At 71.6% G+C, this 16,558-nt stretch carries 15 protein-coding genes; 6 read left to right on the top strand and 9 right to left on the bottom strand.

From position 1 onward, the window contains the following. Positions 1-286 precede the first annotated feature (286 nt). Both AB0915_RS15115 and AB0915_RS15110 read left to right on the top strand, forming a co-directional pair. Entirely contained in the window at positions 287-1,357 is a 1,071-nt protein-coding gene (locus tag AB0915_RS15115) for a helix-turn-helix domain-containing protein (RefSeq protein WP_366691510.1), read from the top strand. Between the two features lie 290 nt (positions 1,358-1,647). Then, on the top strand, positions 1,648-3,204 hold the full coding sequence (locus tag AB0915_RS15110; RefSeq protein ID WP_366691507.1) for an MFS transporter: 1,557 nt from the start codon (positions 1,648-1,650) through the stop codon (positions 3,202-3,204). 249 nt (positions 3,205-3,453) lie between these two features. Here the strand turns inward: AB0915_RS15110 and AB0915_RS15105 are convergent, their stop codons facing one another. After that, a complete protein-coding gene (locus AB0915_RS15105; RefSeq protein ID WP_366691506.1) occupies positions 3,454-3,909 on the bottom strand; it encodes a TerB family tellurite resistance protein in 456 nt (151 codons plus the stop codon). A gap of 161 nt (positions 3,910-4,070) precedes the next feature. Between AB0915_RS15105 and AB0915_RS15100 the strand changes: the two genes are divergently transcribed. Further along, the gene (locus AB0915_RS15100) at positions 4,071-4,529 is read left to right on the top strand and encodes a BlaI/MecI/CopY family transcriptional regulator (RefSeq protein ID WP_366691505.1); all 459 of its coding nucleotides are present in this window, start codon (positions 4,071-4,073) and stop codon (positions 4,527-4,529) included. A gap of 3 nt (positions 4,530-4,532) precedes the next feature. Continuing rightward, positions 4,533-5,474, top strand: a complete 942-nt coding sequence (locus tag AB0915_RS15095; protein WP_366691504.1) for a M56 family metallopeptidase — start codon at positions 4,533-4,535, stop codon at positions 5,472-5,474. Between the two features lie 54 nt (positions 5,475-5,528). Here the strand turns inward: AB0915_RS15095 and AB0915_RS15090 are convergent, their stop codons facing one another. From AB0915_RS15090 to AB0915_RS15065, 6 genes are all read right to left on the bottom strand, one after another. Continuing rightward, positions 5,529-6,767, bottom strand: a complete 1,239-nt coding sequence (locus AB0915_RS15090; RefSeq protein WP_366691503.1) for a cation:proton antiporter — start codon at positions 6,765-6,767, stop codon at positions 5,529-5,531. 2 nt (positions 6,768-6,769) lie between these two features. Next, positions 6,770-7,240, bottom strand: a complete 471-nt coding sequence (locus AB0915_RS15085; RefSeq protein WP_366691502.1) for a TrkA C-terminal domain-containing protein — start codon at positions 7,238-7,240, stop codon at positions 6,770-6,772. Positions 7,241-7,472: 232 nt separating this feature from the next. After that, positions 7,473-8,921 (bottom strand): SPFH domain-containing protein, encoded by a 1,449-nt coding sequence (locus tag AB0915_RS15080; RefSeq protein ID WP_366691501.1) that lies wholly within the window; start codon positions 8,919-8,921, stop codon positions 7,473-7,475. A gap of 54 nt (positions 8,922-8,975) precedes the next feature. Further along, the gene (locus AB0915_RS15075; protein WP_366691500.1) at positions 8,976-9,485 is read right to left on the bottom strand and encodes a hypothetical protein; all 510 of its coding nucleotides are present in this window, start codon (positions 9,483-9,485) and stop codon (positions 8,976-8,978) included. A 104-nt stretch (positions 9,486-9,589) separates the two neighbouring features. Next, positions 9,590-10,075 (bottom strand): peroxiredoxin, encoded by a 486-nt coding sequence (locus tag AB0915_RS15070; protein WP_366691509.1) that lies wholly within the window; start codon positions 10,073-10,075, stop codon positions 9,590-9,592. Positions 10,076-10,256: 181 nt separating this feature from the next. After that, entirely contained in the window at positions 10,257-10,925 is a 669-nt protein-coding gene (locus AB0915_RS15065) for a TetR/AcrR family transcriptional regulator (RefSeq protein ID WP_366691499.1), read from the bottom strand. Positions 10,926-10,994: 69 nt separating this feature from the next. Between AB0915_RS15065 and AB0915_RS15060 the strand changes: the two genes are divergently transcribed. Beyond that, complete coding sequence (locus AB0915_RS15060) at positions 10,995-12,437, top strand: DHA2 family efflux MFS transporter permease subunit (protein ID WP_366691498.1); 1,443 nt, start codon at positions 10,995-10,997, stop codon at positions 12,435-12,437. A gap of 100 nt (positions 12,438-12,537) precedes the next feature. On the opposite strand, the gene AB0915_RS15055 is transcribed toward AB0915_RS15060, so the two are convergent. Both AB0915_RS15055 and AB0915_RS15050 read right to left on the bottom strand, forming a co-directional pair. Next, complete coding sequence (locus tag AB0915_RS15055; RefSeq protein WP_366691497.1) at positions 12,538-13,386, bottom strand: GNAT family N-acetyltransferase; 849 nt, start codon at positions 13,384-13,386, stop codon at positions 12,538-12,540. Between the two features lie 48 nt (positions 13,387-13,434). Beyond that, on the bottom strand, positions 13,435-14,781 hold the full coding sequence (locus AB0915_RS15050) for a hypothetical protein (RefSeq protein WP_366691508.1): 1,347 nt from the start codon (positions 14,779-14,781) through the stop codon (positions 13,435-13,437). A 222-nt stretch (positions 14,782-15,003) separates the two neighbouring features. Here AB0915_RS15050 and AB0915_RS15045 point away from each other — a divergent pair, with 222 nt between their 5' ends. Further along, the gene (locus AB0915_RS15045) at positions 15,004-16,356 is read left to right on the top strand and encodes a molybdopterin-dependent oxidoreductase (protein ID WP_366691496.1); all 1,353 of its coding nucleotides are present in this window, start codon (positions 15,004-15,006) and stop codon (positions 16,354-16,356) included. The last annotated feature ends 202 nt before the right edge of the window (positions 16,357-16,558 follow it).

Raw genomic sequence — 16,558 nt, 5'->3', positions numbered from 1 at the left:
GGGGGGTGGGGTGGTGGGGACTTTGGGGGGTCCCCCGGGTCCCGGGGCGCCGCCTGCATGCGGCGCCGCGGCTACCGGGTCGTCCCCCCCGTCCCCGTATCCCCCGTATTCCCCCGAGTTTCCCCGGGTTTCCCCGGTTGGTGCTGGGTCAGATCATGACAGCCGACGTCGTCGTATCGCACTGCCGGAATCCGGCAATCTTTGTACGTCCTTGATGCCGGGCACCAACACCTGCTCATATGTGGTGAGTGGGTGTCAGTGAGGCATCAAAAATGGAGGCATGGGCGTGCCGGAGCCGGAGATTCCCGACGAGTATCTGGGGGAGTACGCCCGCATCCTGGAGGAGGTCGCGGCGACCGGCCGCCGGCTGACCCGCGACGAGCTGGACGCCCGCCGCACCCTGGGCCGGGAGGCGGCCGAGGCGGGATTCCAGCTGCGCGCCCTGGTCGGTCTCCATCTGGCGGCGACCCGCATCGCCTGGCCGCACGCCATAGCCGCGCACCCCGCGTCCACCGGCTGCGTGCTGGCCGCGGTCGAGCAGGCCGTCGACGCGTTCGCCGAGGGGTTCGAGCGCGCCCAGCGGCTCACCGTGCGGCGGGAGGAGGCGGCGCGCCGCGAGTTCATCGACGACCTGCTGTACGGGCGCAGCGACCTGGGCCGGCTCGCCGAGCGGGCCACCCGCTTCGGGCTGCGGCTGTCGCGCGCCCACGCGGTCGCGGTGGCGACGGGCCCGGAGGCGTACACCGAGACGGACGCGGTGCCCCGCATGGTGGAGGCGGCGCTGCTCGCCCGCTTCGACGGCCGGAAGATCCTCCTCACGACCAAGGACGGGCGCCTGGTCTGCATCGCCCCGGCCGCTCAGCCGGACGTCCTGCGCTTTTTCGCCAAGCAGGCGCACGCGGCGACGGACGGCGGCCTGGTCGCGGTCGGCCGCCCGCACCGGGGCCCGGGCGGCGTCGTCCAGTCGTACGACGAGGCGCTCGACGCGCTCGATCTGGCGGACCGGATGGACCTGGAGGATCCGGTGCTGTACGCCGCCGACCTGCTGGTCTATCCGGTGCTGACCCGGGACCGGCAGGCGATGGCCGATCTGGTGCGCAGTGAGCTCGGCCCGCTCCAGAAGGCGCGCGGCGGCGCGGAGCCCTTGCTGAAGACGCTCGCCGCCTACTTCGACGCGGGCTGTGTCGCCGCCGAGACGGCCCGCCGGCTGGCGTTGAGCGTGCGGGCGCTCACCTATCGGCTGGAGCGCATCCATCAGCTGACCGGCTCCGACCCGTCCGATCCGATGCACCGCTACACGCTGCAGACCGCGGTGATCGGCGCCCGGCTGCTGGACTGGCCCGCCAAGGAACTCTGACGGCCCAGCCGGGACCGGGCAGCTCCTCAGGGCTGTTCCTGCCGTCCCTGATGGGCGCACGACGACAGCTGCGGCACCTCGCCGCGTTGTCGCCGCGCCCGGATACGCCCCGCACGAGGACGCCCCTTTGCCTTGCGATGCACCGCATCCGACGCCGCGGGCCGATCCATCACCGGGGACGACGGGACAGTCCATGGCCTCGGCGCCCATCCCCACATGCGGGGATGCGGACCTGCCTTTAGCGTGGGTCCGGGGGATTTCGGGGGTGCGCACCGAGGGAGACCCGGACCATGGCTCGTCACTCACGTCATGCGCGGGAGCCTGTCGAGGGGGAGCCCTCCGCGAGCGGCGCGAGAGCGACCGCCACCTCCCCGCCGTCCCGCCCCGCATCCGACCGTGAGCGCGGCCCGTCGCGCCGGTGGTGGGTGCTGGCGGTGATCGGTCTGGCCCAGCTGATGGTGGTGCTGGACGCCACCATCGTGAACATCGCGCTGCCCTCCGCCCAGCAGGACCTCGGCTTCTCCGACGGCAACCGCCAGTGGATCGTGACCGCGTACGCCCTGGCCTTCGGCTCACTGCTGCTGCTCGGCGGCCGGATGGCCGACCTGGTGGGCCGCAGGATCGCCTTCCTGACCGGTCTGGTCGGCTTCGCGGTCGCGTCGGCGATCGGCGGCGCCGCCCCGGGCTTCGAGGTTCTGGTCTTCGCCCGCGCACTCCAGGGCATGTTCGGCGCGCTCCTCGCCCCGGCCGCGCTCTCCCTCCTCACCACGACGTTCACCGTCCCGAAGGAGCGCGCCAAGGCGTTCGGGATCTACGGCGCGATCGCGGGGACGGGCGGCGCGGTGGGGCTGCTGCTCGGCGGGGTCCTCACCCAGTACCTGAACTGGCGCTGGTGCCTGTACGTGAACCTGCTGTTCGCCCTGGTCGCCTTCCTCGGCGGCATCCGGCTGCTCACCGCCGGTGCCCCCGCCGCCCGCCCCAAGCTCGACGTCCCGGGCACCGTCCTGGTCTCGGCGGGACTCTTCTGCATCGTGTACGGATTCTCCAACGCCGAGTCGCACCCCTGGGGTTCACCGGCCACCTGGGGCTTCCTGCTGGCGGGCGGTGTGCTCCTGGCGGCGTTCGCCTGGTGGCTGACGCGGGCCGCGCATCCGCTGCTGCCGCTGCGGGTGGTGCTGGACAGGAACCGGGGGGCGTCGTACCTGGCGATGTTCATCGCCGGTGGCGGCATGTTCGGTGTCTTCCTGTTCCTCATGTACTACCTGCAGAAGACTCTGTATTACTCGCCGGTGACCACCGGTCTCGCCTTCATCCCGATGGTCTGCTTGATGATCGCGACGTCGATGACGACGACCAATGTGCTGGTGCCGCGCTTCGGCGCGAAACCGATCGTGCCGCTCGGCATGGGCATTGCCGCGGCCGCCATGGTGTGGATGACCGGCCTGGACCTGACGAGCAGCTACCTCACCTATGTGCTGCCCGCCCTGCTCGTCCTCGGCCTGGGCCTCGGCGCGATCTTCGCCACGGTGATGAACCTGGCCACGTACGGGGTGGCCGCCCGCGACGCGGGTGTGGCCTCGGCGATGGTCAGCACCAGCCAGCAGGTGGGCGGTTCGATCGGCACGGCGCTGCTGAACACCCTCGCCACCAGCGCCGCCATGGACTACCTGTCCGACCGCCCGGTGACTCCTGCCCATGTCGCCCGGGCCCAGCTGCAGAGCTACTCCACCGCGTACTGGTGGTCGGCGGGCTTCTTCCTCATCGGGCTGGTGGTGACGGCGGTCCTGTACCCCAGGGGCGCACCCCGGACCCAGGTGGTGGAGGAGTCGGCCCCGGTCCGCGCCTGACGACCGGACCGGCTCCCCCCGGACCTCGCAGGACCCCGCCTCGGTGACGCGATGCATACGCGGCACGGAGGCGGGGTCCTGGGGGCGGGTGGCCGGGGATTCGCTCGGGGGAGTCGCGACTCCCCGGCCTGCCGGGCGCGGTCCGATGGTCAGTCGGACCGCGGTGTGTTCCCGGCGGTACGGGGGTGCCGTTCGGCCGGCCCGGAGAGGGTGTCCGAAGGCGGTGTCCAGTGCCGTGCGGGGCTGGCTCTAGAGGTCGAACTCGTGCGGCGGAAGGTCGAGCGCGAAGCACGCCTCCCGGACGACGGCCTGCTCCGACTTGTCGAAGTCGCCGTCGGCGCCGCCGATGACGATGCCGATCTGGATGACGGCACGCGCCTCGACCGGCTTCTTCCTCGCCTTGCCGATCTCCTGGAGCACGCTGACCTTGCCGAAGGCGAAGTCGGCGGTGAGCTTGTTCACGTACTCGTTGAAACGCCGCTGCAGGTCGTCCGCAGGGAAGTTCTGGAGCACCTCGTTGGAGGCGATGAGCGAGGCGACGCGCTGGCGCTCGGACGGTTCGATGGAACCGTCGGCGGCGGCGACCAGGGCGCACATGGCCATGCTCGCGTCGCGGAACGCACCGCTCTTCAGGTCGTTCTTCTTCGCCTCGAGCTGCGACTGCATCGTCGTCGCGGATTCCTTGATCCGATCCCACAGTGCCATGACGTCTCCATACGTTGCTTGCGTTGCGTTGCCGGAACGAGATCCAACTCTACAGACGTGTAGAAGTTAGCAGGACGGTCGCCCGCGTCCGGGAACCGGCCTTCAGTACGATGCTGCGACGCCGTGGCCGACGCGGCATCGCACGAAGGGCAGTCACCACGATGGACACGGCAGGGGCCAGTCACCACCCGTACAACGAACTGCCCGACGACAACGTGCCCCCGGCGGCCCCCGCCTCCGACGGCCGGCGCCCCCGCAAGCGCGGACAGGGCGAGCTGGAGGCCCAGGTCCTCGCCGTTCTCCGCTCGGCGAACGGCTCCGCGACGGCGGGCTGGGTGCAGGAACACCTCGACGGCGACCTCGCGTACACCACCGTCATCACGATCCTGTCCCGTCTGTACGAGAAGAAGTGCGTGACCCGAGCCCGCCAGGGCCGCTCCTACACCTGGACGTCCGCCTCCGACGAGGCCGGTCTCGCCGCGATGCGGATGCGTCGGGTCCTGGACGGCGAACGGGACCGCGAGGCCGTACTCGCCCGGTTCGTCTCGGCGCTGTCCCCGGGCGACGAGGAACGCCTGCGCGCGCTGCTGGCGCAGACGACGGAGAAGGACGCGGGCTGACCCATGGGCGTCTTCGTCTACTTGCCCCTCGTACTGCCGCTGACCGCGCTGCCGATCGCGCGCCTCGCCGAACAGCATCTGCACCCGCGCAGCGCCACCCGCCTGCTGGCGGCCGTCGGCACGACGCTCGCCCTGTGCAGCACGGTGTGCCTGGCGCTGCTGATGGTGGTGGGCACGGCCCAACTTCCCGGCAACCCGCTGCCGGACGGCTGGTCGGACCCCGAGGTGCGTGCGGCGGTGCCGTACGAGGAGAAGGCGGGCATCGTCGCGATCGGGGTGCTGGCGGCGGTGGTCGTGGCCTGCGGGTCGGCAGTCCACCACCACGTACGCCAACGCATCCGCGCCACACGGGCCCTGCAGTCCCTCCCGGAGCAGCCGTCCGCGGTCGCCGTGCTGCCGGACCCGGAGCCGTACGCGTACGCACTTCCCGGCGCCCCCGGCCGGGTGGTCGTGTCGACGGCGATGATGGAGTGCCTGAACGCCCGCGAACGCCGGGCGCTCGTCGCACACGAGCAGGCCCATCTGGCCGCCCGTCACCACCGCTACCTCCTGGCCACCCAACTTGCCGCGCGCGCCAACCCGTTCCTGCTGCCGCTGCGTACGGCGGTGGCGTACAGCACGGAACGGTGGGCGGACGAGGAGGCGGCGCGGGCGATCGGTGACCGGCGGACTGTGGCGGGCGCGGTCGGCAAGGCGGCGCTCTTCGCGCACCGTTCGCCGACTACCCCACCCGCGTTCGCCGCATTCGCGGCGGTGGGCCCGATCCCGCGCCGGGTCGCAGCGCTCCTGGAGCCGGTCCCGCCGACCCGGCTGTGGCCCCCGTCGTCCGCGCATGTCGCCTGGGCGGGACTGGTGGCCACCGTCGGAACCACGGTGTCGGCGCTGTCGTCGCTGAACGCGACGGTGGCGCTGGTGCGGATCCTGCACGAGGCGACCCCGCTCTGAGAGCGGTTCAGAGGAGCTCGCGCGCTGATCGGACTCCCACTGTGTGAGCTCCTCTCAGTCGGCGGCCGCGGCGTGCTCGACGACAGGCATCTCCGTGCGGGCGACAGGCACACTGCCCCCGGACGCACCGCCCCCGCCGTCCCGCCACGTTCGGATCCTGGCCACGACGGGCTGGGTCCAACGGGCGGTGAGCGGACCGATGATGACGAGAATCAGGACGTACGCGGTGGCGATCGGCCCGATACGGGGCTCGGTCGCCACGGCCAGACCGGCGATGACGATGGAGAACTCGCCGCGCGCGACCAGCGTCCCGCCGGCGCGCCACCGCCCGCGCGACCCGATCCCGGCACGCCGGGCGGCGTACCAGCCGGTGCCGATCTTGGTGAAGACGGTGACGACGGCCAGCAGCAGCGCGGGCAGCAGCACGGGCGGAATGTCGGACGGATCGGTGGAGAGACCGAAGAACACGAAGAAGACGGCGGCGAACAGATCGCGCAACGGCGTCAGCAGCTTGCGGGCCCCTTCCGCGACCTCCCCCGAGAGCGCGATCCCGACGAGAAACGCCCCCACGGCCGCGGACACCTGCAACTGCTGTGCCACACCGGCCACCAGGACGGTCAGCCCGAGCACGACGAGGAGCAGCATCTCCGGATTGTCGGAGGACACGGCCCGGCTGATGAGCCGGCCGTGTCGCAGCGCCACGTAGAGAACCAGACCGACGGTACCGAGGGCGATCAGCAGGGCGATGCTGCCCCCGGCCAGACCGGCACCGGCCACCATCGCGGTGAGCAGCGGCAGATAGACGGCCATCGACAGGTCCTCTATGACGAGAACCCCGAGAATGACGGGCGTCTCCCGGTTTCCCAGCCGCCCCAGATCGGTGAGTACCTTCGCGATGACGCCGGACGACGAAATCCAGGTGACCCCGGCCAGTGCGACGGCTCCCACGGGTCCCCACCCGAGCAGCAGCGCAGCCACCGCGCCGGGCGTCGCATTGAGCACGAAGTCGACGGCCCCGGACGGGTACTGCGTCTTCAGGCTGGTCACCAGCTCGGACGCGCTGTACTCCAGCCCCAGCAGGAGCAGCAGCAGAATGACGCCGATCTCGGCGCCGACGGCGGTGAACTCCTCACTGGCCCCGAGGGGCAGCAGCCCCCCGTCCCCGAACGCCAGCCCGGCCAGCAGGTAGAGCGGAATCGGCGAAAGCCCAATCCGCCCGGCGAACCGTCCGATGATCCCGAGCCCCAGTATGACGGAGCCGAGCTCCACCAGCAGTGCGGTCGTGTCGTGCACGGTCAGCCCTCCGCAATGATCTCGGAGAGCGTGTCGACGCCCTCACGCGTTCCGACGACGACCAGCGTGTCCCCGATGGCCAGCCGGAAGTCCGGCCCGGGCGACGGATGCGCACTGTGCGTCCGCAGCACGGCCACGATCGACGCCCCGGTCCGCGTCCGGGCCCGGGTGTCCCCGAGCAGCCGGCCCCCGTACGGGGAGCGCGACCCGAGCGGTATGTGCTCGGTGACGAGATCGATGCCCTCGGTCCGTACGGCGTCGATGGGCGCGGCGTCGATGAGATGGGCGAGTCCGGTCGCCTCCCGTGGAGTCAGGGCCACGGAGAGCTGACAGGAATCGGGATCGTCGCGCTCGTAGAACCCGATGAACCGGCGCCCGTCGTGGTGGACGACGACGGAGATGTGCTGTCCCGACTCGGTGATGTAGTCGTACTGCACACCGACTCCGGGCAGCGTGGTCCGGTGGGTTCCCATGGCTTCCTCCCGAGGCGCGCGGCGGCAGGGCGACGCACTTGGTGATCTCTTTAACCTTCCATTACCTTAACCGGAGGGTTCCGCCGCCTGGTTTCCGCGCGCACGGAGACCCTGCTCACCTGCGGATACGGAGTGATCGGTGCGCCGCCCCCGGGAGGCGGCCGAGGTCCGGACACAGCTGTGCCCGGCGGTCCGCTGCTCACCGCCGGGCACAGGGGGATCGGGAACGGCGTCAGTCCGTGATCTCGATCTTGCCGTTGGCCGATGCCGTGGCCGGGGCCTGCGCCGGGATCTGCGCCGCGCTGTCCGAAGCCGACCCGCCCTTCAGGTTCTTCAGGAGTGCCGCCAGGTCGACGCCCGTCGTGGCGGTGAGCAGTTCCATGCCCTGCGCGACGTTGTCCGCGACCGTGCGCGACAGCTGGCTCGCGCCGTCCGTCGAGATGACCGTCATCTTGTCGACGGCGCTCAGCGGCTCGGCCGCCTTGGCGACGACGTGCGGGAGTACCTCGACCAGCATCTGGAGCACCGCCGCGTCGCCGTACTGGGCGAACGCGTCCGCCTTCTTCCGCATGGCCTCGGCCTCGGCCGCGCCCTTCGCGGCGATGGCGGCGGCTTCCGCCTCGCCCTCGATGCGGACGGCGTCGGCGAGCGCCGAGCGGTGGAGCTTCTCGCCCTGACCGGTGAGGCGGGAGCGCTCCGCGTCCGCCTCGGCCTCCTTGACCTGGGCGATGCGGCGGGCCTCGGCCTCCTGCTCTGCCTGATAGCGGGCGGCGTCGGCGGGCTTGCGGACCTTGGTGTCGAGCTCGCGGTCGGTCAGGGCCGCCTGGCGCTGGGCGACCTTCTCCTGCTCCTCCAGGACTTCCTGCTGGCGGGCGGCCTCGGCGAGCGGGCCGGCGGCGTTGGCCTTGGCCGCCGCCGCTTCCGTCTCGGCCTTGATCTCGGCCTGCTTGAGGTAGAACGTCCGCTCGGCGATGGCGATTTCCTCGGCGGCCTTCAGCCGGGCCTGCTCGGACGCGCGCTTGGCGATCGCCTCGGCGATGTCCGCCTCCTGCTTGGCGCGGGCGGCCTCGGGGCGGCCGAGGTCTTCGAGGTAGGAGCCCTCGGTGGTGATGTCCTGGATCTGGAAGGCGTCCAGGATCAGGCCCTGGCCGGAGAGGCTGGCCTCGGCCTCCTCGGCGACCTGGCCGGCGAACGCGGCGCGGTCGCGGATGATGTCCTCGACCGACATCCGGCCGACGATGGCGCGCAGCGCGCCGGAGAGAACCTCCTGGGTGAAGCCGACGATGCCGTCCTGCTGCTGCAGGAACCGCTGGGCGGCGGCGCGGATCGCGTCCTCGTTGCCCCCGACCTTGACGATCGCGACGCCTTCGAGGTGGGACTTCACACCGCGCAGGGTGACGGCTCCGCGCACGGCGACCGGGATGTGCCGGCTGGAGAGGTCCAGGGTGAACTTCTGCTGCACGAACGGGACGACGAAGACGCCGCCGCCGACGACGACCTTCTGCCCGCTGTTGTCGATGCTGGTGCGTCCGGTCACCGGGTCGGTCGACTTCTTGCCGCGCCGGCCGGTGATGATGAAGGCCTCGCTGGGCCCGGCGACCTTGTAGCGGGTGATCACCACGAGGGCGAGGAGTACGAGGAGTACGACGACTCCGACGACGGCGGTCACAACTGGGCTCATAAGGGGGTCCCCCCTGCCTCCCGATCGGGGACGGCAGCTCGGTTCAGTGGGTGGTCAGCGCTCGACGGGGCGGACCGCGACCGAGGTGGTCGAAAGCGTGGCCTCCACCCAGATCTCGGTGCCGCGTTCGACCGGCGCCGGGCTCTTCGCCGCGAGTTTCACGGGCTGGCCCGCGAGCCGCAGCAGGACCTCGCCGTAGCCGTCGGCCGGGATGGCCGTGACGACGGACCCGGACGTGCCGACGAGATCGTCGCCCCGCGGTGTGGCGGCGGTCTGATCGCGCATCAGGGCGCGGCTGAACTTCCAGGTCAGCCAGGCCGCGACCAGTCCGGCGACCAGTCCGGCCGCGGTCGCGGCGACCGTACCGGCACCGGTGGTGCCGAGCACGATCGCGCCGCCGAAGCCGAGCATCGAGAGGAATCCGGCAATGACGGGGAGGGACAGGAGGCCGTCGAAGAGCCCGTCGAGTACGCCCCCGAAGAGCCCTTCGAGGATTCCGTCGAAGATCAGGGAGAGGGCGAGGAGCGCGACCCCCGCAATGCCCAGGCCGAGAAACAAGGTCATGTGATCACCTTTCCCGATCCGCGAAATCCTCCGAAGTTCCGTCGAGCTGGCTGGATGATGCCATACACGTGCGGGTCGTGACATTGCCGGGGTTCGGCAATCTTTTACTTGTTCTTGGTGCCGGAGATGTGGTCGGCGAGCGTGTCCAGCGACTGGAAGGTGGCCCCGAGGACCGCGACATGCTTCCACCGCAGCACGCCGTCCGGCCCGATCAGGAACACGGCGCGGCGCACCCCGATCCCGGGCGCCGTGATCCCGTACGCCCGGGCGACCTCCCGTCCGGTGTCCGCGAGCAGCGGCATCCGTAGACCGTACGTGCGGGCGAACGACTCATGGCTGTCCACACCCTGTGGACTGATTCCCCAGACCTCCGCGCCGAGACCGGTGAAGGTCTCCAGGCCGGAGGAGTACGAGCAGAGCTGCTTGGTGCAGACGGCCGTGTTGTCGCCGGGGTAGAAGGCGAGGACGACGGTACGGCCGCGGGCGTCCGAGAGCGTGTAGTCGCGGCGTTCGAACGTGCCTTCGGCGAGCGTTCCACCCGGCAGTGTGAAGTCCTGGACGGGCTGGCCGACGTGTGGTGACGATCCCATGGCGGGTCCCTTGTGTGCGACGGATGTGCGGCGTTCGCCGATGTTCCGGTACAGCATGCTCGGTACGGTGATGGCTTCCGCGACCAGGAGGTACGTAGGGCGGATCGGCGCCCCCCTCGCACGGAGCGGACCATCCGCCGTACGCGCTCATCGACGCGCTGAACCGAGATGGCGGGGGCGTTCAGCCGGTGGGCCCCGCCGGGGCGTAGTGGCCCAGGAACATGTCGACGCCGCTGGTGATCAGGCGGTCCGTGACCGGGTCGTCGATGGCCGTGCCGTACGAGCTGAAGACCAGGTGCGGGAAGACCAGCAGCGCGTACAGCTGGATGATCGCCGTCTCCAGGTCGGGGATGGTCAGGCGGCCCCGGTCGGCGAGGGTGCGCAGGGCGTCGGCGACGGCGGGGTGGTGGCCCTCGGGGCCGTGGCCCTGCCAGGCGTTCGCCAGCTCCGGGAAGCGGTGCAGCTCGGCGGCGACGAGGTTGCGCAGGGCGATGACATCGGCGTTGCCGCGGACGGCGGCCACCCAGGTGCGGGCCGCCTCGACGAAGGCGGTGCGCAGGTCGTCGGCGTCGGCGAGTTTGGCCAGTGCGGCGGCCGAAGGGCCGCCCAGGGGCTCGTCCAGGGCGCCCGCGATGACGGCCGTGAACAGCGCTTCCTTGCTGCCGAAGTGGTTGTAGACGGTCACCTTCGACACGCCCGCCTCGGTGGCGATGGCGTCCATCCCGACGCCGAACCCCTCCCGCAGGAACGCCTCACGGGCGGCCTTGACGATGGCCCGCCGCTTGGCCTCGGCGCGCGGTCCGCCGGGGGGCTGCCTGGCGTCCCCCCGGCGGCTGCTCTGCATGGTCATGGGGCAAGGCTAACAGTCAGCTGAACTGAACAGTCGAGTTCAGGTGAACTGGTCTGTACAGTTCAGTTCATGAGTCCGCACGAGACGCACGTACAGCATCCGGCCGCACATCAGGCCGGGCATCCGCCCGCCCATCCGCGTCGCTGGGCGACGCTCGCCCTCGTCTGCGTCGCGCAGTTCATGCTCGTCCTCGACGTCACCGTCGTGAACGTCGCACTGCCCGACATGGCCGCCGACCTGCACCTCGGCCGCACCGCCCTGACCTGGGTCGTCACCGCGTACACCCTCTGCTTCGGCGGGCTGATGCTGCTCGGCGGCCGGCTCGCCGACGCCCTCGGCGCGCGCCGCACCCTCCTTGCGGGGCTGGCCCTCTTCACCGTCGCCTCGCTGGGCACCGGGCTCGCCGACGGCGCCCCGATGCTGATCGGGGGCCGGATCGCCCAAGGGGTGGGGGCGGCGCTGCTGTCGCCCGCCGCCCTGTCCCTCGTCACCACCTCGTTCCACGGCGCGGAGCGCAACAAGGCGCTCGGGTTGTGGGCGGCGATCGGCGGGACCGGGTCGGCGATCGGAGTGCTGCTCGGCGGTGCGCTGACCGGCGGCCCCGGGTGGCAGTGGGTCTTCTACATCAATGTGCCCATCGGGATCGCCCTGCTCGCCGCCGTACCCGCCCTCGTCCCGGCGCGCGCCCCCCAGCCCTCCGCCCGGCTCGATCTGCCCGGCGCGCTGCTGGTCACGGCCGGGACCGGAGCGCTCATCTACGGACTGGTCGAGGCGGGGGACGCCGGGTGGGGCTCGGCCGCCGTCCTCGTGCCGGCCGCGGGGGCCGTGCTCCTGTACGGGGCGTTCGCGGGCGTCGAACGGGCGGCCGAGCAGCCGCTGATGGATCTGCGGATGTTCACCCGGCGGCCGGTGCTCGCGGGCGCGTTCCTGATGCTGGTCGCGACGGCGCTGCTGATCGCCTTTTTCTTCCTCGGGTCGGTCTATCTGCAGCATGCGCGAGGGTTCACCCCGATGCGGACCGGGCTGGTGTTCCTGCCGGTGGCCGTCGCGGTCGGGTTCGGCGCGCATCTGGGGTCGCGGCTGGTCGGGACGGCCGGCAGCCGCGGCACAGCGGTCGCCGGGATGGTGATCGCCGCCGCCGGTTCCGTACCGCTGACCCGGCTGGGAGCGGACAGCAGCGTGTACGGGGTGCTGCTGCCCGGTCTCTCCGTCGCCGCGTTCGGGCTCGGCGCGGTCTTCGTCACCGCGACCACGACGGCGCTGGGCATGGTCGGGCACCACGAGGCGGGGCTCGCGTCCGGGGTGGTCAACACGTTCCACGAGGTGGGCGGCGCGATCGGAGTGGCGGTCGTCTCCACGGTCGCGGCAGCCGGGATCGAAGGCGGTGCGGTGGGCGGGTTCGCCGACGCGTTCACGGTCTGCGCGGCGACGGCCGGGGCCGGTGCGGTCCTCGCAGTCGGACTGGTGCCGCGGGGGAAGCCGGAGACGACGGGCGGGCCGCACGTGCACTGAAGCGTGCCGGAGACGGACCCGGGCGCGGAAGGAGAGGGGCCGGCAGCCGCGTTGTCGGTGGGTGCTGGACCGGCTCGGGCGGTAGCAGGCGGCTCGCCGGTCAGCCGAGTTCCAGGCTGGTGATGCCGAACAGTCCGGTGTGGTCGACGTCCGGCGTCGGACCCGTGTACATGCGGGCTGTCTCGAACGACGGGGTGAGACCCAGCTGTTCGGCGAGTCGGACCGCCGCCGGATTGATGTCGGGTACGTCGACGGCGATCTCCGTCTCCGGTGCAGTGGCCGAGAGGGCGCTCACCAGGGCGGCGGCCACCTCGGGCGACGTGGCGTGCAGAGGGCCGATGCGTGACGACGTTCGGCACGCGCGCAGCACGGCGAAGCCCTGCACCTCCCCGTCGGCCACGGCGGCGAGAGCGGTGCGCAGGGGGGCGGCGACCCACGGGGCGAGAAAACTGTCGCGCTCGGCGGGGAAGAAACGGCGGTCGAAGTTGGCCAGCCGGTCGAAGGGGAGCGACCGGGCGTCGACGAGACAGACGCCGGGCGGTGCGCTGATGTCCGTCGGCGGCAGCCCCTCCCAGCGCATGTTCGTCCACGCCGGACGGAACCCGGATCTACGGTAGTTGGACTGCTGGGCGACGACGCCGTCGAGTCCGACGTTGCGCCCGGCGAGCCGGTCCATTCCGGCGCGCCAGACCTGGATCCCGTAACCCCGGCCGCGCAGCTCCGAACGGGTGAGATAGAAGCCCAGAAAGCCGAAGCCGGAGCCGTAACGGATGACGGAGACGGAGGAGACGGGCTCGCCGTCGAGTCTGCCGACCAGGAAGCCGCGCGGGTCGGTGGCGAAGAAGGCGTGGCTGTCGGTGCGGCCCGGGTTCCAGCCCTCGGCGTGGGCCCACTCGCCCAGCATGTCGATGTCGGCGGCGCTTGCGGTGGTGATCTCGAATGTCGGCACGGGGCAACCTGTACCCCGTGCGTGATCGGTTCAACGTGCTTCCCGAACTCACCACCCGGTCCAGAGCAGGTGGTTGACGAGCAGGGCGACGACCGCCTGCGCCGTCAGCCAGCCGCGTCGGGCGGACGGGGGGAGCAGTGCGGCGGCGGGCAGCAGCCAGAGAACGAACGGCTGCCAGATGCGTTCCGTCTCGGCCTTGCTCATCCCGGACAGATCCGCGACGAGGAGGGCGAGGAGCGCGGCCAGGGCGAGGAGGCTCAGCCGCTGCGGTGCGGAGGTGGCGCCGGTGCGGACGGCGCGGACGGCGGACGGGGCGCCGGCCGCGGCCCGGCGGAGACCGGCGACGGTGGCGAGACCGGCGGCGATCGTGGTGGCCGCGAGGTTCGCCCAGACCCAGTAGGCGTACGGACGGATTCCACCCGCTCCCTGGTAGTAACGCTCGACCAGCAGCCGGTACCCCTCCCACCAGTTGAAGCCCGCCAGGGTGAATGCGACCGGCACGACGAGCGCCCCGAGCAGGAGAAGCGGAAGGGGGCGCGCGCTGCGGGCGAGGAGCAGGACGGCGAGGAGCAGGAGCGCGATGAGTGTCAGGCCGTACGAGAGATAGCAGGTCAGGCCGTAGAGGAGGCCGGAGGCGAGGGCGGCCGCGGCGGCGCGGCCCGGCCGGGTCCGCCGGGTTGCGGCCAGGGCGAGGAGGGCGACCGACCACGCGGCGACCGCGGCGAACCAGGCGTCTGCCGAGGCGCCGGTCCAGACCGCCATCGGCGCGAGGACGAGGAACGGGGCGGCGCTGCGGGCGAGGTGTTCGTCGGCGAGGGCGCGCACCGTGACCAGGGCGGCGACGACGGCGGAGCCGCCGAGCACGATGCACCAGACACCGGCCCAGCCCCCGCCGCCCAGCCCGATCCGGTCCAGCAGCACGAAGGTGAGCGTGGCGCCCGGCGGATGACCGGCGACATGGGCGGGCCAGTTGCCCGGGGGGCCGATCAGGATGTGCGTGTTGAATCCGCGCAACGCTGCGCCGATATCGTCGAAACGGCTGATGACCTGAAGGTATTCATGCTTCGTGGTGAGCCGGTCGGCGATGCCCCGCCCCCAGCCGTCGATCATCGCCAGGGAGAAGATCCAGCCGAGGGAGGCCGCCCACGCGGTCGCGAGCAGACCCCGCCAGGGCAGCCGGTCGGCGAGGACCGGCCCGTACGCGACGACGGCCGCGGCGACGACCACGGCGGCCGGGGTGCCGGGGCCGGTGTGCGGGTACCAGGACGCCAGCAGGGGCGGCCAGTTGACGTAGAGGCTGCCGCCGGCGTCCTGGATCGCCCGGCCGACCAGCACGGCGGCGGTGACCAGCAGGACACCGGTGGCGGCGGCGATCAGGTCGAGGCGTCGGCCCATGTGGCGGTGGTTACGGCCGGCTGTGTGCTGCTCGCGTTTCACGTGCTCCTCGGTCTTCACACAGGCACGCTATGCAGCGCGGGGCGCTCACGGGTGGTGCCACCGGGGCGCGTCATCGAACTGTCAGATCTTGGCCCGGTTGGCGGTCATCGGGAGTGACGTCGGGGTTTCGTCCGGAGTCGTACGCGCTGTGGCCCGAGACCTCGGGCTTAGCGTCGGGACATGGCCGACAGACGTCACAACAGAGCGTTCCGGTTCGCGTTCCGCTTCGGTGGGACGGGCCGTGCCGGGCCATCGGATGACGGACCGTCCGCGGGGCGGGTCCCGGCCGTGCTCGAACGGCTCCGGACCACGGATCGGCTGCCCTCCTCCCCCGGGTTCTGGCGCAGCCCCGTGCGCAGCGTCCGGTTCACGGCGGTGCTCGGGCTCGTCCTCCTCGTCGGGCTGACGCTGGTGTTCGTGACGGGGCTGCTGTCGTACGCCTCGTACAACCCGGATCTTGCGCCGGTCAACGACAAGACGCCGGGCAAGGGACTGCTGGGGTTCTACCTGTTCGCCTGGCCGACCGGACCGCACTGGCTGTACCGGCTGACACAGGGGCTGCACGTCACGGGCGGCATCGTGCTCGTACCGGTACTGCTGGCGAAGCTGTGGTCGGTGATCCCGAAGTTTTTCGCGCTGCCGCCGGTCCGGTCGGTGGGGCACGCCCTGGAACGGGTGTCGTTGCTGCTGCTCGTCGGCGGGGCGCTGTTCGAGTTCATCACCGGACTGCTCAACATCCAGGTGTTCTACGTGTTCCCGGGGTCGTTCTACACGCTCCACTTCTACGGGGCGTGGGTGTTCTTCGCCGGGTTCGTCGCCCACGTCGGGCTGAAGCTCCCGCGGGCCGTGCGGGTGCTGCGCAGCGGTGAACTGCGCGGTGAGACCGATGAGCTGGCGTCCCCCGCCCCCGCTGCGCCGACCATCTCCCGGCGCGGCGCCTTCGCCGTGGTGGGCGCCGGGTCGCTCCTCCTGCTGATCACCTCGGTGGGCCGGAGCTTCGACGTGCTGCGCGGCACCGCGCTCCTCACCCCGCGCGGGGTAGCCGACCCCGGGACGGGGCCCAACGGCTTCCAGATCAACAAGACGGCCGCGTCCGTCCGGATCACCCCGGCCGACACGGGTGAACGGTGGCGGCTGACCGTCAGCGGACCCGCCGGGGATCTTGTGTTCACCCGGGAACAGCTCCTGGCCATGGACCAGTACAGCGCCGCGTTGCCGATCGCGTGCGTGGAGGGCTGGTCGACCGCGGACCAGTGGTGGCGCGGGGTGCGGCTGCGGGATCTGGCGGCGCTCGCCGGGTATCCGGACCGGCCGCCGGGGGTGTTCGTGGAGTCCGTGCAGCACAGCGGGCCGTTCCGGAAGGCCGCGCTCCGCGACAACCAGGTGCGCGACCCGCGCTCGCTGCTGGCGCTGGAGGTCAACGGCGAGACGCTGTCGCCGGACCACGGGTACCCGGCGCGGATCATCGTCCCGGCCGCGCCCGGCGTGCTCAACACCAAATGGGTGACCCGGCTGACGTTCGGAGAGCTGTGATGCGGAGGACGAACGGCCCGCGGTACGCGGCGGTCCTCAGGCGCTGGTACGGGGAAGGGCCGCTGCATCTCCTGCTCCTGGCCGCCACCTTCGCCCTGGCGGGCTACGCGGGTGTGCGGCTGCTGGAGGGGGACACGTTCGGTGTCGCGGTGTGGTTCGTCGGCTCCGCGCTGGTGCACGACCTCGTGCTGCTGCCGGTGTA

Origin of the sequence: Streptomyces sp. NPDC048411 (assembly GCF_040704695.1) — a bacterium.
GTDB lineage: Bacteria > Actinomycetota > Actinomycetes > Streptomycetales > Streptomycetaceae > Streptomyces.
The sequence above is the reverse complement of the archived record's forward strand: the minus strand, read 5'-3'. Positions and strand labels throughout refer to the sequence as shown.

Excerpts from the sequence above, each read along its gene's own strand:
- AB0915_RS15110 (WP_366691507.1), top strand. The coding sequence starts at position 1,648 with ATGGCTCGTCACTCACGTCATGCGCGGGAGCCTGTCGAGGGGGAGCCC.
- AB0915_RS15105 (WP_366691506.1), bottom strand. The coding sequence starts at position 3,909 with ATGGCACTGTGGGATCGGATCAAGGAATCCGCGACGACGATGCAGTCG.
- AB0915_RS15100 (WP_366691505.1), top strand. The coding sequence starts at position 4,071 with ATGGACACGGCAGGGGCCAGTCACCACCCGTACAACGAACTGCCCGAC.
- AB0915_RS15095 (WP_366691504.1), top strand. The coding sequence starts at position 4,533 with ATGGGCGTCTTCGTCTACTTGCCCCTCGTACTGCCGCTGACCGCGCTG.
- AB0915_RS15085 (WP_366691502.1), bottom strand. The coding sequence starts at position 7,240 with ATGGGAACCCACCGGACCACGCTGCCCGGAGTCGGTGTGCAGTACGAC.
- AB0915_RS15080 (WP_366691501.1), bottom strand. The coding sequence starts at position 8,921 with ATGAGCCCAGTTGTGACCGCCGTCGTCGGAGTCGTCGTACTCCTCGTA.
- AB0915_RS15075 (WP_366691500.1), bottom strand. The coding sequence starts at position 9,485 with ATGACCTTGTTTCTCGGCCTGGGCATTGCGGGGGTCGCGCTCCTCGCC.
- AB0915_RS15070 (WP_366691509.1), bottom strand. The coding sequence starts at position 10,075 with ATGGGATCGTCACCACACGTCGGCCAGCCCGTCCAGGACTTCACACTG.
- AB0915_RS15065 (WP_366691499.1), bottom strand. The coding sequence starts at position 10,925 with ATGACCATGCAGAGCAGCCGCCGGGGGGACGCCAGGCAGCCCCCCGGC.
- AB0915_RS15060 (WP_366691498.1), top strand. The coding sequence starts at position 10,995 with ATGAGTCCGCACGAGACGCACGTACAGCATCCGGCCGCACATCAGGCC.
- AB0915_RS15050 (WP_366691508.1), bottom strand. The coding sequence starts at position 14,781 with ATGGGCCGACGCCTCGACCTGATCGCCGCCGCCACCGGTGTCCTGCTG.
- AB0915_RS15045 (WP_366691496.1), top strand. The coding sequence starts at position 15,004 with ATGGCCGACAGACGTCACAACAGAGCGTTCCGGTTCGCGTTCCGCTTC.